Below are 21741 nucleotides of genomic sequence, written 5' to 3'. Positions count from 1 at the left end.
CGTACAATATCAACTAATTTGCAGGTAGATATCCTGCCTTATCAGATGATTCTGTTCTCCCGTTGAATATTGGCATACATATGGCGCAAGCAAAGAAATCTTTTCCGCAGCAAAAATCGGAATTACATGCACGAAATCTGCACCGTAGTCGTTACGATTTTCCTCAGCTAATCCAGAGCTGTCCGGAACTTGCGCCTTTTGTCAGCCCAAATAAATATAACGATTTATCGGTAGATTTTTCTGATCCGCACGCTGTGAAAATGTTGAATAAAGCATTGCTCAAGCATTTTTATGGCATTCAATATTGGGATATTCCCAAAGATTTTCTTTGCCCGCCTATTCCGGGCAGGGCTGACTATATCCACTATTTGGCTGACTTGTTGAGTGCTAACAATAAAGGTCAGATTCCAACTGGACACAATGTTCAAGTATTAGATATTGGGGTTGGCGCGAACTGTATTTATCCGATTATTGGTCATCGGAGTTATGGCTGGAAATTTGTCGGTTCAGACATACATGCTGCATCGGTTAAAAGTGCTCAATTTATTGTGGAGGCCAATCCGAATCTGCGTAAAGGCATTCAGATTCGATTGCAGAAAGCAGCGAGCAATATTTTCAATGGTGTGATTAAACCCTCAGATCGTTTTGATTTGACCATGTGTAATCCGCCATTTCATGCCTCGCAAAATGAAGCCAATGCGACCGCAACGCAAAAATTAAGAAAACTAGGCAAGCCAGTTGATAGGACTAAGGTGGTGTTAAACTTTGGCGGTCAAAAAAACGAACTCTGGTGTGATGGAGGCGAAGAACGATTTGTCTGCCAAATGGTGCAAGAGAGTATTAATTTTGCTGAGCAATGCCTTTGGTTTAGTACGCTGGTTTCCAAGAAAACAACATTGCCAGTGCTTTTAAAGGCCTTAGCGAAGAGCGGCGCAGTGGATGTGAAAACTATTAAAATGACGCAAGGACAAAAAGAAAGCCGTTTTGTCGCTTGGACTTTTTTAGATTCAAAGCAGCAGCAAGCATGGAATAATGCACGTTGGACTTCAGCTTAAGTCTGTCTTCTTTGGAAATTTGGGTCATCGGTGTACTATTCCATGAATAGAGGCGAGGCAGTGCAAGTATGGCGTCTTGGATCAATCCGGCGATTTTTTTGCTAAACAAGACGCATTGTTAATTGTTACAAAAAACAGCATCTAGCGATTTTTTATTATTTCGTGTTCTAAATGCATGGAATATTCTGCAAGGGCTTCTTTTATATGTGAAAAATGCGCGGAATTGAACTGCAAATGCGTATGTTTATCATTTAAATTTTATATAAATCATAAACTTACAAAAATTATATTTTGCATTCATTTTGAAACTTGTCCATAATATTTGAAAAGGGTATGGAGTGAAGAAAATGCGTGGCAATCCAGAAGTCGTAGACTACTTAAATATGCTGATCGGTGGCGAACTGGCTGCTCGTGATCAATACTTAATTCATTCCCGTATGTATGAAGATTGGGGCTTAAGTAAAATCTTTGAACGTATCGATCATGAAAGCCAAGAAGAAGGCTCACATGCAGATGCATTGATTCGTCGCGTATTGTTCCTTGAAGGAACGCCGAATATGAATCGTGATGATATTGAAGTCGGTACAGACGTTGTGACCTGTTTAAAAGCGGATTTGGCGCTTGAATATCATGTTCGTGAGAAACTTGCACAAGGTGTAAAATTGTGTGAAGAAAAGGGTGACTATGTGACCCGTGATATGCTCCGTCAGCAAATGTCAGATACTGAAGAAGATCATACTTACTGGCTTGAAAAGCAAATGCGTTTGATCGAACTCATTGGTCTACCAAATTATATTCAGTCTCAAATGTAATTTAAAAAATATCCAAAAAACCCAGCTTCTGCTGGGTTTTTTATTGGGGCATGAAAACTATTGTTGTAGTCTTTTAATATCTGCCAAGACTTGCGCAGCATGTGTCTGTGTATTCACACTGGTATAATGATAAACAATAATACCTTTCGGATCAATGAGAAAGGTTTCACGTTTGGCAACTTTCAAAATCCCTAAGTTTCGTACAATACCTAGCTGAGTCGCCAGCTTATGCTGTTGGTCGGCAAGAATTGGAAAGGGAAGTCCGAGTGCTTTAGAGAACTTTTGATGTGATGCAACATCATCTAAGCTTGCGCCCAAAACAACCGCATTAGTTTTTAAAAATTGTGGATACAGGGTTTTAAATTGATTGGCTTCTTCTGTACAACCGGGTGAGTTGTCTTTGGGATAAAAGTACAGAACAAGCCATTTCCCTTGATATTGCTTCAGTTCGTGCCATTTTCCATGTTGATCTTGCAATTTAAAGTTGGGTGCCGGTGTGCCTACCCATTGTTTTTGTTTGTTTTGACTGGTGCTGAGTATAGATGTTTCGGCAACTGTAATTTGGGTAGTTGCTATTAAAGCACATGTCATTAAACAGATTTTAAGCAATGAAGAAACTTTCATAGAGCATCAGTTTATATTGTTCTTTATCCGATCTTAGCAAATTTTAAAGCACTGTAGGCAGGCTGATTTTATATTTATCAAAGTCGATTGCGAATGTCTTTTGGCAAATCGGTTGTTGTGCTGAAATGCCACTATCAAACGTGCTTTGAACTTTTATACTATGTGGAATCGTTTAATTTTAGAGTTTGTATTGAATCAACATATTTTACTTATTACTGGCTGGGGCGGCGGTAGTAAATTACTTGCTCCTTTACAGCAGGCATTGATCACACAAGGTTATCAGGTCGAATTATGGAATATTTTTGATGCCTTAAATCTAGCAGTGCTCGAACAGAAAGTTGAATTGGCGCAGCAATTTGATGTGATTATTGGCTGGTCACTTGGTGGTCAATTGGCGACGATTTTGGTAGATGAAATTCAAAAAAAATATCAACAACAGAGAGTGCTGATCACACTTGGCTCAAATCCAAGTTTTGTGGCTGATGAACAGTGGCCTGCTGCGATGGATCAAACCAGTTTTCAAAGCTTTAAACAATCTTTCGAGCAAGATGCAATTTCGACCCTAAAGAAGTTTGGTTATATGGTTTGTCAGGGTACTGATAGCAGCAAGCAAGATTTCATCACCTTGCAAAGTTTGATTCAAGCGCAAAATTTAGATGTGCTTCGAGCAGGATTGAACTGTTTGGAGAAGCTTAATAATGTCAGTATCTTGAAAAATTACACTGGTCATCAATACCATTTGTTTGCTAAGCAAGATTTTTTAGTTAGTTACAAAGTTGAACGCTTACTGCGTAATTTAGCTGTAAAGTTTTTGGAGACTGAATTGGTTTCTGGCTCACATGGCTTTCCATTGTTTCAATCTGAAGTCATAAGTTGCAAAATCTGCCAATATTTAAAGAAAATAGAACAAATCTCTGAATAGCTGGGCTTTATGGCAATTTATTTTTCCTTGCCGTGGGTTTAACATCTTGCCTCATTGATGTTTAAGCCTGATACATGGAGTGAGGGATGGCCAATTTAACCGATCTACAATTTGATCAGCAGCATATTTGGCATCCCTATACATCGATGACTCAGCCCCTTCCAACGTTTAAAGTGAAACGTGCGCAAGGGGCGATGATTGAGCTTGAAGATGGGCATCAATTGATTGATGGTATGTCTTCATGGTGGTGTGCAATTCATGGTTATAACCATCCCGAGCTAAATCAGGCAGTGACCGATCAACTGCAACAGATGTCACATATCATGTTCGGTGGATTGACACATGATCCCGCGATTCAATTGGCTAAGTTACTGTTAAAAATCACCCCGCCCAGCTTAGATAAAATCTTCTTTGCCGATTCAGGTTCTGTAGCTGTCGAAGTGGCCTTAAAAATGGCAGTGCAGTATTGGGCGTCTTTGCATCAACCGAATAAAACCAATTTTGTCACTCCACGTTCTGGCTATCATGGCGACACTTGGAATGCGATGTCTGTGTGTGATCCCGTGACAGGGATGCATCAGATATTTGGTTCCAGTTTGCCCAATCGAATTTTTGTTCCCGCGCCGCAAATTGGCTTTGACCAAGTGTGGAATCCTACGGATATTGCTGAACTAGAAAAGACACTTGCTGAACAGCATGAAAATATTGCGGGATTGATTCTAGAGCCGATTGTGCAAGGTGCAGGAGGCATGCGTTTCTACCATCCTGAATATTTGCGTCAAGCTAAATTACTCTGCGAAAAATATAATATCTTACTGATCTTTGATGAGATTGCGACAGGCTTTGGGCGAACAGGAAAGCTCTTTGCTTGGGAATGGGCCGCAGTTGAGCCAGATATTATGTGTATTGGTAAAGGACTGACAGGCGGTTATATGACCTTGTCTGCAACCCTGACTACGCAGAAAGTCGCGAATACGATTAGCCAAGGCGAAGCCGGCGTGTTTATGCATGGCCCAACCTTTATGGCAAATCCTTTGGCTTGCGCTGTGGCTGTAAAAAGTACCGAACTGCTGCTTTCTCAAGATTGGCAAGCCAATATTCGACGTATCGAAGCTCAATTGAAGTTTCATTTACCAGCACTTTCATCGCTTGAACATGTCAAAGATGTGCGAATACTTGGTGCTATTGGTGTGGTGGAATTGACCTTCAATGTCGATATGAAAACGCTACAACAGGAGTTTGTCCGTCGTGGCATTTGGATTCGTCCATTCGGTAAGCTAGTTTATGTGATGCCACCATATATTATTTCTGAGCATGCATTAAAAACCTTGCTAGAACACATGGTTGAGGTGGTGAAAAACATGGAGCAGCCAGCATGAATCTGCTAAACCATTTTTCAGATCAACTTGATCAACTAAAACAGCAAGGCAACTTACGTCAGTTCACTTCAAATCATCAGCACGATCGTTACATTAGTATTCACGATCACAACATGTTGAATTTAGCGTCAAATGACTATTTAGGTTTGGCTTCAAACCTACATCTACGTGAACAGTTTTTTGATGAAACCCCGAACGCACTACGTTGGATGAGTTCATCCTCTTCGCGGTTGCTGACGGGGAATTTTCCAGAATATGAGCAACTTGAATCAACATTAAGTGATGCCTTTCATGGTCGTGCAGCGCTGCTCTTTAATAGCGGTTACCACATGAATATCGGTATTTTACCTTCGCTCGCAGACAGTAAAACCTTGATATTGGCGGATAAGCTGATTCATGCCAGTATGATTGATGGCATCCGATTATCGAGTGCGAAATATGTACGTTATCGCCATAATGATTTGGCGCATCTATTTCAGCTTTTATGCAAATATCATGAAGATGAGGCTTTTGAGCGGATCATTGTGGTGACTGAATCGATTTTCAGTATGGATGGTGATGAAACCGATTTGGCTGAATTGGTACGGATAAAAAAACAATTTCCCAAAGTGATGTTGTATGTCGATGAGGCACATGCAATCGGTGTGCGCGGTGAGCGAGGTTTAGGCTGTGCTGAACAATATCAGGTGATGGATGATATTGATCTTTTAGTCGGGACATTTGGTAAAGCACTGGCTTCAATAGGGGGGTATCTCATCTGTCATGCGATTATTCGTGACTATTTGATTAACTCGATGCGACCGTTGATTTTTAGTACCGCACAGCCCCCGATCTGTATGGCGTGGACAGATTTTATTTTCAAGAACGTTTTAAATTTAAAAGCAGAGCGTCACCATTTACAGCAAATCAGTCAAAATTTGCAGCAAAGTGTGGAAGCCAAAGGTTTTGATTGTCCATCTACATCACATATTGTGCCGGTCATTATTGGCGAGTCGAATAAAACTGTTGCCAAGGCTCAAGCTTTGCAAGCGGCAGGTTTTTATATCATGCCTGTACGTCCACCCACTGTGCCGCAGCATAGTTCGCGCTTACGCATTTCACTCACTGCTCAGATTACACAAACTGATTTGGATCAGTTGACTCAATTGTTGTGAGTGACTTGTGAATAATTTTGAGATTGATAAATCCCAAGTGGCGTTACGCTTTGCTCAGGCAGGGCACAGCTATGCTGAACATGCCGTAGCACAAAAAGAGATTGCTCAACATTTATTTGAGTTGATGCAGCAGTATTGTCCAAAGTTGCAAAATCATCCTGTGGAAACGCTTTTTGAAATTGGATGTGGCTCGGGGAATTTAAGCCATTTAATGCTGGAAAATATGCAAATCAATCGTTTGGTTTTAAATGATCTATATGCAGAAATTCAACAGCATTTTCAGTCAAGTCCGCAGATTCAGTACAGACTTGGAGATATCGAACAACTTGAATTTCCACAGCATATCGACTTGATCGCATCGAGTTCGGCTTTGCAATGGGTAGGGAACTTTGCGGGCATTGTCGAAAAAGCCTTTCAAAGTTTAAATCCAGAGGCATATTTTTGTTTTTCGACCTTTGGACAGCAGAATTTACAGGAAATAAAAGCTTTGACTGGGCAGGGTTTGGACTACCTCGATGTTGATATGCTTCAAGTCATATTAAGTCAAAAAGGTTTTGAAATTCTGCATCTTTCAGAGCAGACAGCGGCATTATATTTTGATCATCCAAAGCAGGTTTTGCAGCATTTAAAAGCGACAGGTGTGACTGCGACAGCCTCACATTTTCGTTGGACGAAACAATCGCTCTTTGATTTTTATTCAGCATATCAACAGTTTTCTTTGCGTGATGAAACTGGGCAGATGCGTTATACACTGACCTATCATCCGATTTTTTGTATTGCACGGAGAATGCCATGACAGGGCAAGTTTATTTCATTAGTGGGATCGATACAGGCATCGGTAAAACATATACCACAGGCTATTTGGCTAAAATATGGAATGAACAAGGGGCGCGAACGATCACGCAAAAGTTGATCCAAACAGGCAATGTCGATATTTCTGAGGATATAGAACAACATCGTCAAATTATGGGTACAGGGTTGTTGGTCGAAGATGAAACCAAACTCACGATGCCTGAAATATTTAGTTATCCTGCATCGCCACATCTCGCCACCAAAATCGATGGACGTGACATTGATTTTGCTAAAATCGAATACGCTACAAAACGTTTAACTGAAAAATATGACAACGTTTTACTCGAAGGTGCGGGTGGGTTGATGGTGCCATTAACCACGGATCTTTTAACCATCGACTATGTTGTAGAGAAACAATATCCCGTTATTTTGGTGACATCAGGTCGTTTGGGCAGCATTAACCATACGATTTTAAGTTTGGAAGCACTAAAAAGTCGTGGCTTAGTGCTTTATGCACTGGCTTATAATTTAAATGATGAATCGCAAGATGCATTGATTTCTAAAGATACTGCTGAATATTTAAAAGCATATTTAGCGAAACACTTTCCAGAGGCGTTATGGATTGATGTTCCTGTATTGGCATAATGGGCTAACTCTTTATATTGACAATAATTGGGCGTATTTATGACGGATCATGCGTTTATAGAACTTGCGATTCAACTTGCGAAAGAAAATATTGAGCAAGGTGGGCGACCATTTGGTGCTGTGATCGTTAAGCATGGTGCTGTGGTGAGTACAGGGGTGAATCAAATATTAATCTCAGGCGATCCGACATCTCATGCCGAGTTAAATGCATTAAGACAAGCCGCCCAAAATTTAAATACGACGTCTTTGAAGGACTGTGTCGTTTATGCGAGCGGACAACCATGTCCAATGTGTTTGGCGGCTCTGCGAATGGCTGGAGTTGAAAAAATTGTATATGCTTATTCAAATGCTGATGCAGAAGCCTATGGTTTATCTACAGCAGAGATTGCCGAAAAATTAAGACTTGAACCACATGAACAGCAAGGGTTGAGTTTTAGTCAGTTAAAGCCAAACTGTGATCATGAGCTATATGATTTTTGGAAGCAGAAAAATACTTAATAAATACTATGTGTTTATTTCTGAGTCACTAACTGGATAGATTTCTGTGAATAATTAAAAAAGCCAACTGAGGTGATCAGTTGGCTTTATTGTTGGGGAGCAATTATTGATTTGCTGAGACCCCAATTTTTTTGACATTCAAACGTTGTGCTGCTGCCATCACCATAGCGACATCTTTATATTCTGTCATTTTGTCAGGTTGCACTTTTATCGTATCTTGATCTGCTTGTTGTGCAACACCAGCAAAAAGTGTTTCTAAAGCTTGTTTATTGGCAACGGGTTGACCATTCCAAAATAATTTACCCTGCGCATCAATCCGTAAAGTGACTGGCTCAGGCGGCTTTTCATTGGTTGGCGGTGGCGTACCGTTTGGTAAATCAATATTGATCGAGTTATTTGGAATTGGAATTGTGATAATAAACATAATGAGCAAAACCAACATCACATCGATCAATGGCGTCATGTTGACGTCCAACATAACATCATCGTCTTTATCGGAACCGACATTCATTCCCATACCTTGTCCCTCATCCGATTATGGTGCGGCAACAGGAGTCGTGACAAAAGCAATTTTGCCAATTCCTGCTGCTTGTGTTGCACTAATGACTTCATCAATCGCTTCATATTTTGTCACCTGATCGCCACGGATATGAACTTCAGGTTGCGGACGCTTTTTAGCTTCCGCTTGTAGTCGACTGATCAGCGTATCTTTATCTGCAATGTATTTTTCATTCCAGAAGATATCGCCATTTTTATTGACAGCAATCTGAATATTGATCGGTTTAGTTTCATAAGGCGTGTTCTTTTCCTCAGGCAACTTCACCGGAACTGTATGGATTGCAACAGGTACTGTAATTAAGAAAATAATGAGCAGCACCAACATAATATCAACCAAAGGTGTTGTATTAATGGCTGAAATTACATCATCTTCGTCACCATCTGAATTGACCATCATTCCCATGGCTGATGCCTCTCTTATTTTGTGTCGTTATTATTGTTTTTGATCTCACCGCTTAAAAGTACGGTGTGTAGATCTGAACCAAAGGTACGAACATTATCTAGAACTGCTTTATTACGACGCGTTAACCAGTTATAGCCAAGAACCGCAGGTACTGCTACAGCCAAACCAATTGCCGTCATAATTAGGGCTTCACCGACTGGGCCTGCAACTTTATCAATAGATGCTTGACCTGAAATACCAATTGCCGTTAAAGCATGGTAAATACCCCAAACTGTACCGAACAAACCCACAAATGGTGCAGTCGAACCGACAGTTGCGAGAAAAGCCAATCCACCACTTAAATGGCTTTGAATTTTATCGATAGCACGCTGGATTGAAATAGTCACCCATGTGTTGAAGTCGATACGTTCCAGCAGATTACCGCCATGTTTTTTGGTTGAATTAATGCCTTTTTCTGCAATAAAGCGGTATGCACTCGATTCGTCTAAGGTTTCTGCTGCGCTATCAATTGAAGCAGCATCCCAAAATTTAGCTTCGGCTTCTTTGCCTTGACGTTTAATTTTAGCTTGTTGAATAAATTTAGTGACCATGATGTACCAAGTTCCAATCGACATCAGGACCAAGATAAAGAGTGTCGATTTAGCAACGATGTCACCTTCACGCCATAGTGCTTCTAAGCCATACGGGTTATAGACTTCTTTGGTTGCTGTAGGCATTGGTGGCGGTGCAGGTGTATTTGTTGTATTCGTAGTTTCTACTTGTGTTGTTGCAGTATTTGCAGATTCTTCAGCAAATGCTGCTTGCAGTGGGAGTAATGTACTTGTTACTAAAACTGTAGCAGATGCAAAAATACGCGCAGATTTCATCATTTTATTCATTTATATTCTCCAAATTTTTGTAGATTCATTAATCAAGTTTAAATTCGTATTCAATATCAAACCAATCTTCAACTGGCTCACCATTTTTGAGTGCAGGCTTAAATGTACATAAGCTGAATGCTTTGCTAGCAGCCTTATCTAGAGATTTAGTACCACTCGATTTTTTGACCTTCACTTGTTTCGCACTGCCGTCAGGCCCAACCAATACAGAGATGCGGACAGTTCCTACTTCTTCTGCCATTGCAGCTTCACGAGGGTAATCTGGTTCTTTACATCCAACGCTTCCCTCAGATGCACCACGTGTTTCCCCAGCTGGTTTTGGAGCAGGGGCAGGAGCGGGTGCTGCCGCAGCGACTGGTGCAGGTGCTGCAACAGGGCTAGGAGATGGAGAGGTTGTAGGCGTAGGTGTTGAAACGGCTTTAACTGTTTGTGTTGGTGCAGCTTTTTCAACAACCTTTTGTTCAGGTTGAGGGTCTGGTGTTTTGAGCACTTCCTTAACGAGTTTTGGTAGTTCAGGTGGTTTTTCAATTGGTTTCGGTTTTTCTGGCTCAGGTTTTTTATCTTGAATAATGATTAATTCAACAGGTTCTTCTACAGTTTTCTCACCTTTTTTGGACAGGCCAGTAATTAATCCGTAGAGTACAATGAGATGCAGAAGAATGACTGCCCCAATTCCGATCAGGCGTTTGCCGGAATTATTTTCTAATTCGGAAAAGCTTTTGCCCATTACTACTCCTGAAATGTGAGACAAACAATCAATAGTGAAATTGGCACTTGAGATATAAGTGTTTTTTGCATTTTTTATGTTTGACTAATTAAATAAATTAACGCTACTAACACGGTTAGACGAGTAACCGTGTTAGCAAAGTTATGTTTTAGAAGAATTTATATGTACCACGTACAAAGTAAGTACGTCCTGTTGGATCGCTGTAGCGAGGGTCATAACCATACTGTGCATTGTTTGTTGCGTCAGATGCAGCTGGCTCGGCATCAAACATATTTTTGATACCTGCTGTAAGCTCTAGATTTTTAAAGCCTTTGTAAGTACCTGCAACGTTATACAAGGTGTAGTCAGCAACATCACGAGTTTCAGATGCGTCTTCATAACCGCGGGTGAATTGTTGTTCGAAACGCAATCCCCAGTTTTCATATGCCCAATTTAGGTTGGCCGTATGTTTCCAGCGGACAACTGCAGGGTCATCATAAACACCGACTAAGCCTTCCCATTCACCGCCTTTTTCAGTTTGGTAATCCATTTTGATGACATAAGTACCATCAATACCGAAGCCCCAACGTCCTGTAGGTGTATTTGGAGTTTGATAATTTAGACTTAAATCAACACCAGAAGTTTTTAAACCACCCATGTTTTGCAGTGTTGTATTTAAATACTGAATTCGGCCATCTGGTGCATATACAATTAAGTTACCGTATTGACTAAGATTGTCGAAAATCATGTCAGGTGTAATTGAACCAACAAGATCTTCAATTTCAATATTGTAGTAATCAGCAGTAAAGACTAAGTTTTTGATTGGTTCAAAGACGAAACCAGCTGTATATGATGTTGATTCTTCAGGTTGAAGATCTGGGTTACCACCTTGCTTGCGTTTGAATTGCATACCACATTGGTCGGCGTAGTTAACATCATTTGGCTTGCCCTCAGCATCACAAAATCTTGGATTGTCGAAGCTGGCACTAGTGTATGTTTCGCTTTGTGGAGCGTTGATTTCCCAAAGGCTTGGGGCACGGAAACCAGTGCTATATGACGAACGGAACATCAATTGCTTTGTCGGTTCCCAACGTAATGAAACTTTCGGGTTGAATGTATCGCCGAAATCACTGAAATCATCATAACGCGCTGCAAGTTGAGCTTCTAAGGTTGGTAAAATCGGAATGTGGAATTCTGTAAAGAATGCTGTATTTTCACGATCACCTTTACTGATTGGTTTATCAGGGTCTATACCACTACCAGGAACTAAAGCGACAATCGGTGAGTTTACTTTAGCCTCCCAATCTTGCTTAGTGAAACTACCACCGAATGCAAAACCAACTTCACCCGCAGGTAGTTCGAAAATTGGTCGGCTAATTGTGAAGTCAACAGAAGTTGATTCTAAACTCGCGACGTTTGTTTTACCTCTAACATCAAAAGTCGACCATTTCCCTGCATCTTCAGGTGCTTGTGCACCAAATGGATTAAGTGTTCCATCATTCAGCGCATCTTGTACTTTCTCCATGTTGAGATAGCCGCTCTTGAAGCTGTCACTTGATTCACCTTTGGCATATGTCACCCCGGCGTTCACATCCCAACCTAAAGCTTCACCTTCAATTCCGGCAAAGACACGATTCGATTCATTAATGGTGTGTGATACACGATTACCAGCTTGAGAACGAAGATAAAGGGCAGCTTCATCATCTTTTAAACCAGTTATACCTGGAGTTATGCCATTTCCAGGGTAGTATTTACTTGTATTCGGAATAGTTAGGCTACCACCCCAAACATCTGGAGCAATAGAAGTGGTGACTTCGCTTTTTGTATAGATGTATTCAGCAACAGCATTGATATTGTCATTGATTTTAATTGTAGCTTTACCAAGAGCAGATAGTGTTTCTTCTTCCGGAATAATACCAATCAATGCTTGGGTATTAAGTAAACAGCGTGTACCAGAGACAAATGTATTTGGTGCATTATTACAGTTATCGTTGATATACGGGTTAACAATACCAACGCCTGAATCACCGATATTTGCAGGGAATCCAGCTGTCGATCCAATTGCCATACCGAGTTCAGGAATTAAACCGCCACGTTTACTGACTTTACGATCTTTAGCCCAGATTGGGTCGGTTTTACGATAATCGATAACACCATAGACATTAAAACCTTGTTCATCTAAATCGCCATAACCACCAAAAATAGAGACGTCCTTTTTATCGCCTCCAGCTTCTTCAGGTGCAAATATACCTCCGCTAATACCAGCGCCTGTATATTGTTTTTTAGTGATAAAGTTGATTACACCTGCGATTGCATCTGCACCATAAACGGCAGATGCACCATCACGTAGGACTTCGACGCGGTCTACCATTGCCAATGGAATGATATTCAAATTGACTTCTGAAGTACTGAATGGACTATTTGCCAGACGGCGACCATTTAAAAGGACAAGTGTTTTATCGGTACCAATACCACGTAAATTTGCTGAAGAACCAGAGGTATTACTTTTACCAATATTCTGGGAAGTCACAAAGCCAGCCTGGTTAGCACTGACTTTATTCATCGCTTCTTCAACAGTGGTAACACCCTGTTTAATTAATTCTTCAGCTTTAATCACCGTAATTGGTGATGCACTCTGTGCTGCTACCCCTTTAATTGAAGAGCCTGTTACGGTCACTTTAGCTACTTTTGGCTGAGCTTTCTCTTCTTCGTCCGTATTATCTGCTGCATGCGCTAAAGATAAACACAGCATACTTAAACTAAGAGTACTTAATTTAAGTATTGTTTTGCTAAATGGTGTGCCCCCCACAGATTTAGCATTTTTTTTCTCTTTCATAGTAAAAGTATTCCTTTTTGTTGTAGTTAGCGATATTGCTTGATTCTTTTTAAGCAATTCAAGTGCCAAATTTATATTTAAATTTTATTTTCAAATATAAAATACTGATAAATATCTACATTGTTGGTTTTAAAGTGGAGAACTTTAAGATGAACGGTAAGTATATTTTTTTAAAGTTATCCTTTTAATTAGGTTTTATTAGGAATTTAACTTTTGATCAAAAAAAAATTTAAAAACATGATTGGGTGCAAATTAAACCTCAAAAAGTGTGATTTAATTCATATTTATGTGTTTGATTTATAAGGCTAATAAGATAAATAAATAAAAAATAAAAAATTATAAATTCAGTGGTTTAGTTGTCTTTTATCTGTCATTTCATCTGATCGTGATCCATTATGAATCAGGAATGTATTATATTTGTGCAGAATGTGCATGGATGAGTACACATCCAAGAGTTGAATTTTTGATAAAAACGAGCTTTACTCGGAAAGTCGCTATTAGTATAAATTTATCTTAAAAAATGAATTTAAAAGGATATTTAATTCAGATAACTTTCAACCAAGGAGTGGTGGCATGAATTTCGCTTTATATTAATTACTGTATTAAGTTCTACGTTTAAAACTTAATTTAAACTGGTTCATTTTATTTTAGTAAAGGTGGCTTTATTTAAAGTCTGCTTGCGGCTTTGTATTATTAAAAAATCATCAGAAAGGAAAAGGTTTGGAAACTAGAAAATTTAAAATAGCGCTCCTTGCATTATTAATTTCAACAGGGATGATGGCCGAGGTTCAAGCTTCTGCACAATCGAATAAAGTTTTAAATATTGCATTTGAAGCACCGGATGATGGTTTTGATATGGTCAAAACCTATAATTATTATAGTGGCAATATTGCGGAAGCCATTTTTGAACCCTTATTGAAATATGACTATCTAGCACGTCCTGTTGTTCTTGTTCCAAATACTATTGAAACGATGCCAAAGATTGAACAAGAAGGAAAAGTCTATACCTTCAAAATCAAACGAGGCATCCATTTTTCAGATGATCCAGCCTTTAAGGGAAAAAAACGCGAGCTAGTTGCGCAAGATTACATTTACGCAATTCAGCGAATTTTAGATCCAGCTAACCGTTCTCCGACTTATTCATTTATTGATGGCAAGATCTTAGGGGGGGATGCGGTCGTTGCGGATGCAAAAAAGTCAGGAAAATTTAATTACAATGCAGCAATTGCCGGCCTAAAAGCGATAGATCCTTATACTTTGCAAATTACTTTGACGCGCCCTGACTATAATTTCCAATATATTTTGGCCTATGTTACGTTTGGTGCAATTTCAAAAGAAGTTGTTGAATTTTATGGCAATAAAATTGCACAGCATCCTGTGGGAACAGGACCGTATCAGCTCAGTAAATATGTGCCACGTAGCAAGATCGAATTGGTTGCAAACCCGAATTATCGTGGTTTTGTCTGGAATTTTAAATCGACAGGCACAGCTTGGGATAATCAATTAGTCAAAGAAATGAACGGGAAGAAAATGCCGCAAATCGGCAAAGTTTCCGTCAGTATTATTGAAGAAGAACAGTCACGGTGGTTAGCATTTAAAACAGGGCAGCTGAATTTTGACAAATTGACCTCAAATGCAGTACCGCAAGCCTTAGATTCGCAAAATAAACTTAAGCCGGATATGCAAAAGCTCGGCATTAAGCATTATCCAAATAAAGATGCTGAAATCACCTACAGCATGTTCAATATGCAAGACCCGCTTGTCGGTGGTCAAAGCCTTGAAAAGATTGCTTTACGCCGTGCGATCAGCATGTCATACAATCAAGCTGAATCGATTAAACAGTTATATCAAGGGCAGGCCGTAAAGGCTGAAATGTTTTTGCCAGAAGGGGTGAGTGGCTTTAATCCAAAATATCGCAGCAGTTTGGGATATAACCCATTGCTGGCCAATAAATTACTGGATCAATTTGGTTATAAGAAAGGTGCTGATGGCTATCGAACCTTGCCCGATGGTAAAGCGTTGACCTTAAAAATAAATACTGAAAATAGCTCTCAATCGGTGATTCAATCTGAGTTGTGGAAAAAAAATCTCGATGCCATTGGGATACGGGTACAGTTTAAGGTCAGTAACTTTGCCGATAACTTAAAAGAAGCAATGCAATGTAAATATATGATGTGGTCTGGAGCGTGGATTGCAGATTATCCTGAAGGGGAGAACTTTGCTCAATTACTATATGGGCCAAATTCAGGACAAGGGAATTTAAGTTGTTATCAATCTAAAGCTTATGACGCATTATATAAACAAGCAATTGTGTTGAAACCTAAAGATCGTGAACCTTTTTATGAAAAAATGAACCGTCAAATTGAAGCGGATAACCCTTGGATTATCCATTCTACACGGATTCGTAATTGGTTAATTCACCCTGAAATTCAGGGGTATAAAACACATCCAATGATGAACATCAGTTGGCAATATCTCGATATTCAGCCTAGTAAAAAATAATTGAGTCAGGATTACAATGAAGCGAAATTCGAATTTTACGCTAACCAAATTTGCTACAGCGTGTTTGATGGGGGGAGTGTTGTTCAATGCGATGCCGACATTAGCATCGGCAAAGAATCCAGCAGATCCAAATAAAGTTTTACGTCATATTTTCCCTGTCGCAGAAACAGGTTTTGACCCAGTTGGCGTGCATGATCTGTATTCTGCACATGTGAATACATCAATCTTTGAAACCTTATATACCTATGACTATTTAGCATCGCCGGCAAAGTTGGTTCCTAAAACGGCGGCTGCGATGCCAGAAATCAGTGCTGATGGTTTGACTTATACCATTCGCCTGCAAAAAGGCATTTATTTTGCTGATGATCCTGTATTTAAGGGCAAGAAAAGAGAGTTAACCTCGGCTGATTATGCATATACCTTTAGACGGTTAGTCGATCCACAACTTCGTTCACCAAACAGTTGGCTACTCGATGGCCGCATTTTAGGCATGGAGAAGGTTTTAGAAAAGGCGAAAAAAACAGGTAAGTTTGATTATGATGCGCCCATTGATGGCATACAAACTCCTGATCGTTATACCCTTATCATTCGTTTAAATTCTCCAGATCAAAACTTTCCAATGTTATTGGCTCATCAACCTGCATCGGCCATGGCACGTGAAGTGGTCGAAAAATATCGAGACAAAGCGGGTTTTGTGATGGGTAAACCTGTGGGCACAGGGCCATATATTTTGACACGCTGGACACCTGGTTCACGAATTATTTTAAAGGCCAATCCCAACTATCGTGGCTTTGTCTGGGACTTCAAGGCATCAGATGCCAAAGATGAAAAGATTGTAAAAGCCATGCAAGGCAAAAAAATGCCGCAAATTGGCGTGATTGATATTCAGGTGATGGAAGAATCACAATCACGTTGGTTGACATTTGCAAAAAATGAAGCGGATTTGTTGGTACTAGATGGAGATTTGTCGGTACAAGCCTTAAAAGATGGAGAGCTAAAGCCTGAGTTGGCTAAAAAAGGCATCCAAATGTCGCGGATTTCTGACCCCTCTATCGACTATCACTATTGGAATATGCAAAACCCTGTGGTTGGAGGTTTTAGTAAAGAAAAAATTGCATTACGTCGTGCAATGGCGATGGCTTATTCAGCAGATAATCAAATCAAAATTTTGATGAATGGTGATGCACAAAAATTACAAAGCCCAATTCCACTCGGCGTTGTCGGCTATGACCCGAATTATAAGTCGAGTATTCCATACTCAGTTAAAGCGGCAAATTTATTGCTCGATCGTTATAACTATAAAGTCGGCGCAGATGGCTGGCGTACTCAACCGAATGGTAAACCGCTTACGATTGAAATGACGATATCGGGCAATAGTAGCCGTAGTCAGCAGTTGGGCGAATTTTGGAAGAAAACTTTAGATAGCATCAAAATTAAAATGACAACAAAGTCGATGCCATTTGCAGAAGCTTTAAAAGCCGAAAAACAGTGTAAAACCATGTTTAAAGCATCTGCATGGATCGCAGACTATCCAGATGCAGACAATTTTATGCAATTGTTCTATGGCAAAAATATCAATGTCACCAACAACGGCTGTTCAAAAATACCTGAATACGACCGTTTATATGAACAAACACAGCGTATGAAACCGGGACCAGAGCGGGATGCAGTCTATCGGAAAATGTCACGCATATTAGAAGTGTATATGCCTGTCCAAATTAATTATGCACGTTACCGTAGTGTGTTGTCGCAACCACGCGTGATTGGTTATAAAAAGCATCCAATTTTGGCAACAGAATGGATGTACATCGATATTGACCCGAAAAAATAAAATGGAACAAAACTGGAGAAATTATGAAAAATAAAGCTTTGAAACTCACCACCCTCAGTATGTTGATGATCGGCGCTAGCCAATTCGTTCAAGCCGAAGATTCAATACGGAGTACTTTGCCAAAGTTCCAAGCCAAAGAAATACCTGCGCTGTGTGATGCCAAAATTCAGCAAGTGAAAACAGATTTAGCGGCATTTGAGCAAAAAAAGATAAAAAATAATGCAAAAGCAGCACCTGTTTTGGCGGAGTGGGATCAAATTTTTGCCAAATTTGAAGATTTTTATGGACCAATCGGACTATATAGCAACGTCGATCCTGATGAGGCTTTACGTAAGGCTGCGGAAGATTGTGAAATTAAAATTATGGAGTTTCAAACTTCGGTTTATCAAAATCCAAAACTTTATGAGCAAATTAAAAAACTCAAAACCAATGACGAAATTGATAAAAAAATGCGTCAAGACATCTTGGATGGTTTTGAAAATACAGGGGTGCAATTTACACCTGAAAAACGTGCACGTTTGAAAGCTATCTTTGATGAATTGGCAAAAATTGAACAAGAATATGCGCGTAATGTACGAGATAATAAAGAAAAACTGGAGTTTACACCGGCGGAGTTGAAAGGCTTGCCAGACAGCTATATTTCGGGCTTAAAGAAAAATGAAAAGGGCAATTATTTGCTCGGTTTTGAATACCCAGAATACCGTCCATTTATGGAACTAGCAGAAAGTGATGATGCGCGTAAGCGTTACCAAACTGCATTCACGCGTCGTGGTACTGAGAAAAACTTAGTATTGTTAAAGCAAGCAATGGATTTACGTTATGAAATTGCGCAGCTCTTTGGCAAAAAAAGCTATGCCGAATGGGTGTTGCAACACCGTATGGCAAAAGACCCTGAAACAGTGAATAAGTTCTTAGCCGATGTTCATCAAACGGTGGCACCTTTAGAGAAAAAAGAAGTTGAGACTTTACGTGAGTTCAAAGCGAAAAGCCTGAAAATTCCACTCGAAAAAGCTGAAATCAATCGCTGGAGTGAGAGTTATTGGAGTGAAAAACTTCGCAAAGAAAAGTATCAAATCGATCAAGAAAAATTGCGTGACTATTTCCCAACCCAAGCATCTCAAGAATGGATTTTTGCCATTTCATCTGACCTTTATGGCATTGAATTTAAGCCTGCGAAAGTCGATGTTTGGCAGTCAGAAGTTGAATATTATGATGTAAAAGATAAAAAGACCGGTGAGCTGCTTGGTGGTTTATATATCGATAAATACCCACGTGAAGGGAAGTACGGTCATGCAGCTGTTTGGGGCGTAAAAGGTGGTAGTACCTTGACTAAGCGTAAACCGATTTCTGCTTTAGTGACCAACTTTAACCGTAAAGGTTTAAATAGTGATGAACTTGAAACCTTTGTTCATGAGTTTGGTCATGCTTTACACGGTATTTTGTCCAATACACGCTATGCATCTCAATCGGGGACTTCAGTAGAGCGCGACTTTGTAGAAGCGCCTTCACAAATGTATGAAGAGTGGGCACGTCGTAAAGAAACTTTATCTACGCTTGCAAATTACTGTAATCCAGCGTGTCCACCTGTAGATGATGCACTGATTAATAAATTAAAAGCAGTTCATAGCTATGGACGTGGTTTGCATTATGCACGTCAAGCCTTGTATGCAAAATATGATATGGCACTTCACTCATCAGATGCTTTGAGTGTTAAACCTTTAGATGTTTGGAAGAAAATGGAAGGCGAGACAGCTTTAGGCTATGTCCCAAGCACTGAATTCCCAGGACAATTCAACCATATCATGGGCGGTTACCAAGTTGGCTATTATGGCTATATGTGGTCTGAAGTGATGGCACTCGATATGTTGTCTGCTTTCGGAGATAACCTAAATAACCCAGAAGTGGGACAACGCTACCGTAAAACGATCTTGTCGCAAGGTGGTCAATATGAAGCAGAAAAATTGGTGCATGATTTCTTAGGTCGTAAACCTGATAACAAAGCTTTCTTTGATGAAATTACTGGACAACGAGTGAAGTAAGGACAACTTTATGCTGGCATATATCATACGGCGTATATGGCAGATGATCCCAACGATGTTGGGGGTTGTTCTGCTCATATTCTTCTTATTTAACTGGGTAGGTGGGGACCCTGCTTATATTCTAGCAGGCAAAATGTCGAACCCAGAGCAAATTGAAAACATCCGACAACAGTTGGGGGTTGATCAACCCTACTATGTCCAATTGTGGATTTTCATTAAGCAGATTTTAACTTTTGATTATGGAATGAGTTGGAGTACAGGTGAGTCGGTGTCAGATATTATTTTGACCCGTCTAGGACCGTCACTGACGATTTTAATTCCTTTAACCATTTTGCAAACGATCATTTCAATTGGTTTGGCACTTGCTGTGGCTTCAGTTCGTGGCACATTAACCGATCGTATGATTATGATGCTTTGTACGATTGGTATGTCGATTAGTATTTTGGTTTATATTATTGTTTTTCAATACGTTTTTGCATATCAGTTGAGTTGGTTCCCTGTTCAAGGCTGGAGTGATCACTTTAGCGAAAACTTATTTAAATACGGTTTACTGCCTATCTTAATTATGTTGGTGGTGAGTATTGCGCCAACTTTGCGCTTATACCGCAGTTTTGTATTGGATGAAGTCAATCAAGACTATGTTCGAACTGCGCGCGCAAAAGGTGTGGGTGAAAGCCGTATTTTAGGTGTACATGTACTGCGTAACGCCTCAATTCCAATTATTACCGATGTCATGTCGAGTCTACCGGCACTGCTGATAGGCGCTTTCCTGATTGAACGATTCTTTGGTATTCCGGGTATTGGTCGTGAAGTCATTATTGCTGTTGAACGCAGTGACTTCCCTGTCATTAAGGCGATTACAGTCTACGTTGCAGCGGCTACAATGATTTTTAACTTAATCGCGGATTTGATTTATAAACTTGTCGATCCTCGCGTTCAGTTGAAGTAGGTGGCCTATGCTAGGAATATTCAATAAGACCAAAGCAACGGCATCAACACCTGCATCGACTGGCTTGTGGAAGTTGGCGATGCGACGCCTAAAGGCCGATAAATTAGCGATGGTGTCGTTGTTCGTTGTACTGTGCTATTTCGTGGTGTTGTTATTGTCGATGACAGGCATGGTTGCATCCAATTGGAATAAAGAAGTGGCTGTTAGTTATGCACCTCCAAGTTTTATTGGGGCGGAACTCAATGAAACAGCCAAAACCAAAGCATCAGCAGAAGATATGGCATTGCCTGAAAATCCTGTTGATCCTTTAAAAGATGTAATTGCTGAACTGAATGCAGAGATTGCGACTGAGCAAGGTGGTGCCAATGCAATTGACTACTATGGAGTTGTCGATCCACTAGCAGAAGATATGAAAGCGATTGATCAGCAATTGGGTGGCCATTTGTTAGATCAACAAAGCGAGCTAAAACAAACTTTACCGTTTGGTGCGGATAAATGGGGGCAGGATGTCCTGCAAAAAACCATTAAAGGTGCTGAAACATCTATTATTGTTGGCGTGGTAGCTGCATTACTTGCTGTCGTGATTGGGACAATTTTAGGGGCAATTTCTGGGTATTTCGGTGGTTGGGTCGATGATATTTTAAACTGGTTCTATAACATTTTTACCTCGATTCCGTATTTGCTCTTGGTTCTTGCGATTGCAGCTGTACTACAGCAAAAGGGGATCTTATCGATTGTCCTCATTCTAGGACTTACTGGGTGGACGGGGGTGTATCGTCTGATTCGTGCAGAGTATATGAAACATACTTCGCGTGAATATGTGCTCGCTGCCAAAGCGATAGGGGTGAGTCATTTCCGACGCATCTTTGTGCATATCTTTCCGAACGTCAGTCATATTGCATTGGTGCAAATCTCGATTTTAGTGGTGGCCTTTATTAAGTCAGAAGTGATTTTGAGCTTCTTGGGATTTGGTGTTCCTGTTGGGGTTGTGTCATGGGGTAGCATGCTTAATGAAGCACAAAGTGAATTGATTTTAGGTAAATGGTGGCAGCTTATCGCAGCATCTGTAGCAATGGCGGTTTTAGTTACGGCATTTTCGATGTTTACTGATGCACTGCGTGATGCATTAGATCCAAAATTGAAATAAGGAGGAGTAAA

At 40.1% G+C, this 21741-nt stretch carries 19 protein-coding genes; 13 read left to right on the top strand and 6 right to left on the bottom strand.

What is annotated here, in order from left to right; all coding sequences use genetic code 11:
* Nucleotides 1–80: 80 nt before the first annotated feature.
* Both rlmF and ftn read left to right on the top strand, forming a co-directional pair.
* Nucleotides 81–1055: a 23S rRNA (adenine(1618)-N(6))-methyltransferase RlmF gene (rlmF, locus tag AC4CU0_RS11845; RefSeq protein WP_490743198.1), complete on the top strand. Its 975-nt coding sequence runs from the start codon at nucleotides 81–83 to the stop codon at nucleotides 1053–1055.
* A gap of 347 nt (nucleotides 1056–1402) precedes the next feature.
* A complete protein-coding gene (gene ftn, locus AC4CU0_RS11840; RefSeq protein WP_067762676.1) occupies nucleotides 1403–1867 on the top strand; it encodes a heteropolymeric bacterioferritin subunit Ftn in 465 nt (154 codons plus the stop codon).
* Between the two features lie 57 nt (nucleotides 1868–1924).
* Here the strand turns inward: ftn and AC4CU0_RS11835 are convergent, their stop codons facing one another.
* Nucleotides 1925–2491: a peroxiredoxin gene (locus AC4CU0_RS11835; RefSeq protein WP_490743197.1), complete on the bottom strand. Its 567-nt coding sequence runs from the start codon at nucleotides 2489–2491 to the stop codon at nucleotides 1925–1927.
* Between the two features lie 160 nt (nucleotides 2492–2651).
* On the opposite strand from AC4CU0_RS11835, the gene AC4CU0_RS11830 reads away from it, so the two are divergent.
* The 6 genes from AC4CU0_RS11830 (at nucleotide 2652) to AC4CU0_RS11805 (ending at nucleotide 7881) form a co-directional block, all read left to right on the top strand.
* Nucleotides 2652–3413 carry an alpha/beta hydrolase family protein gene (locus AC4CU0_RS11830; RefSeq protein ID WP_490743196.1) on the top strand — a complete coding sequence of 254 codons (762 nt, stop codon included), beginning with the start codon at nucleotides 2652–2654 and terminating at the stop codon, nucleotides 3411–3413.
* Nucleotides 3414–3499: 86 nt separating this feature from the next.
* Entirely contained in the window at nucleotides 3500–4792 is a 1293-nt protein-coding gene (bioA, locus tag AC4CU0_RS11825) for an adenosylmethionine--8-amino-7-oxononanoate transaminase (protein ID WP_490743195.1), read from the top strand.
* Entirely contained in the window at nucleotides 4789–5946 is a 1158-nt protein-coding gene (locus AC4CU0_RS11820; protein WP_490743194.1) for an 8-amino-7-oxononanoate synthase, read from the top strand. The genes bioA and AC4CU0_RS11820 overlap by 4 nt, the downstream gene beginning before the upstream one ends.
* Nucleotides 5947–5953: 7 nt before the next feature.
* On the top strand, nucleotides 5954–6742 hold the full coding sequence (bioC, locus tag AC4CU0_RS11815) for a malonyl-ACP O-methyltransferase BioC (protein WP_490743193.1): 789 nt from the start codon (nucleotides 5954–5956) through the stop codon (nucleotides 6740–6742).
* Entirely contained in the window at nucleotides 6739–7383 is a 645-nt protein-coding gene (gene bioD, locus AC4CU0_RS11810) for a dethiobiotin synthase (RefSeq protein ID WP_490743192.1), read from the top strand. The genes bioC and bioD overlap by 4 nt, the downstream gene beginning before the upstream one ends.
* Before the next feature lie 39 nt (nucleotides 7384–7422).
* Nucleotides 7423–7881, top strand: coding sequence for a nucleoside deaminase (locus AC4CU0_RS11805; protein ID WP_490743191.1), 459 nt, complete (start codon nucleotides 7423–7425; stop codon nucleotides 7879–7881).
* A 103-nt stretch (nucleotides 7882–7984) separates the two neighbouring features.
* Here the strand turns inward: AC4CU0_RS11805 and AC4CU0_RS11800 are convergent, their stop codons facing one another.
* From AC4CU0_RS11800 to AC4CU0_RS11780, 5 genes are all read right to left on the bottom strand, one after another.
* A complete protein-coding gene (locus AC4CU0_RS11800; RefSeq protein WP_078190075.1) occupies nucleotides 7985–8398 on the bottom strand; it encodes an ExbD/TolR family protein in 414 nt (137 codons plus the stop codon).
* Nucleotides 8399–8416: 18 nt separating this feature from the next.
* The gene (locus tag AC4CU0_RS11795) at nucleotides 8417–8842 is read right to left on the bottom strand and encodes an ExbD/TolR family protein (protein WP_078190074.1); all 426 of its coding nucleotides are present in this window, start codon (nucleotides 8840–8842) and stop codon (nucleotides 8417–8419) included.
* Between the two features lie 14 nt (nucleotides 8843–8856).
* Nucleotides 8857–9720, bottom strand: coding sequence for a MotA/TolQ/ExbB proton channel family protein (locus AC4CU0_RS11790; protein WP_078194237.1), 864 nt, complete (start codon nucleotides 9718–9720; stop codon nucleotides 8857–8859).
* 28 nt (nucleotides 9721–9748) lie between these two features.
* Nucleotides 9749–10447 (bottom strand): energy transducer TonB, encoded by a 699-nt coding sequence (locus AC4CU0_RS11785; protein WP_180022671.1) that lies wholly within the window; start codon nucleotides 10445–10447, stop codon nucleotides 9749–9751.
* Between the two features lie 148 nt (nucleotides 10448–10595).
* Nucleotides 10596–13262, bottom strand: a complete 2667-nt coding sequence (locus tag AC4CU0_RS11780; protein WP_180008182.1) for a TonB-dependent receptor — start codon at nucleotides 13260–13262, stop codon at nucleotides 10596–10598.
* 774 nt (nucleotides 13263–14036) lie between these two features.
* Between AC4CU0_RS11780 and AC4CU0_RS11775 the strand changes: the two genes are divergently transcribed.
* From AC4CU0_RS11775 to AC4CU0_RS11755, 5 genes are all read left to right on the top strand, one after another.
* Nucleotides 14037–15764 (top strand): ABC transporter substrate-binding protein, encoded by a 1728-nt coding sequence (locus AC4CU0_RS11775; RefSeq protein ID WP_490743501.1) that lies wholly within the window; start codon nucleotides 14037–14039, stop codon nucleotides 15762–15764.
* Between the two features lie 67 nt (nucleotides 15765–15831).
* The gene (locus AC4CU0_RS11770) at nucleotides 15832–17595 is read left to right on the top strand and encodes an ABC transporter substrate-binding protein (RefSeq protein ID WP_373684707.1); all 1764 of its coding nucleotides are present in this window, start codon (nucleotides 15832–15834) and stop codon (nucleotides 17593–17595) included.
* 23 nt (nucleotides 17596–17618) lie between these two features.
* Nucleotides 17619–19634, top strand: a complete 2016-nt coding sequence (locus tag AC4CU0_RS11765; protein WP_078190068.1) for a M3 family metallopeptidase — start codon at nucleotides 17619–17621, stop codon at nucleotides 19632–19634.
* Nucleotides 19635–19644: 10 nt separating this feature from the next.
* Nucleotides 19645–20583 carry an ABC transporter permease gene (locus AC4CU0_RS11760; protein WP_078190067.1) on the top strand — a complete coding sequence of 313 codons (939 nt, stop codon included), beginning with the start codon at nucleotides 19645–19647 and terminating at the stop codon, nucleotides 20581–20583.
* Between the two features lie 7 nt (nucleotides 20584–20590).
* A complete protein-coding gene (locus AC4CU0_RS11755) occupies nucleotides 20591–21730 on the top strand; it encodes an ABC transporter permease (protein ID WP_078194230.1) in 1140 nt (379 codons plus the stop codon).
* Nucleotides 21731–21741 lie beyond the last annotated feature (11 nt).

It is taken from the genome of Acinetobacter sp. LipI_15 (genome assembly GCF_058242865.1).
This window is presented reverse-complemented; position numbering and strand designations above follow the sequence as displayed.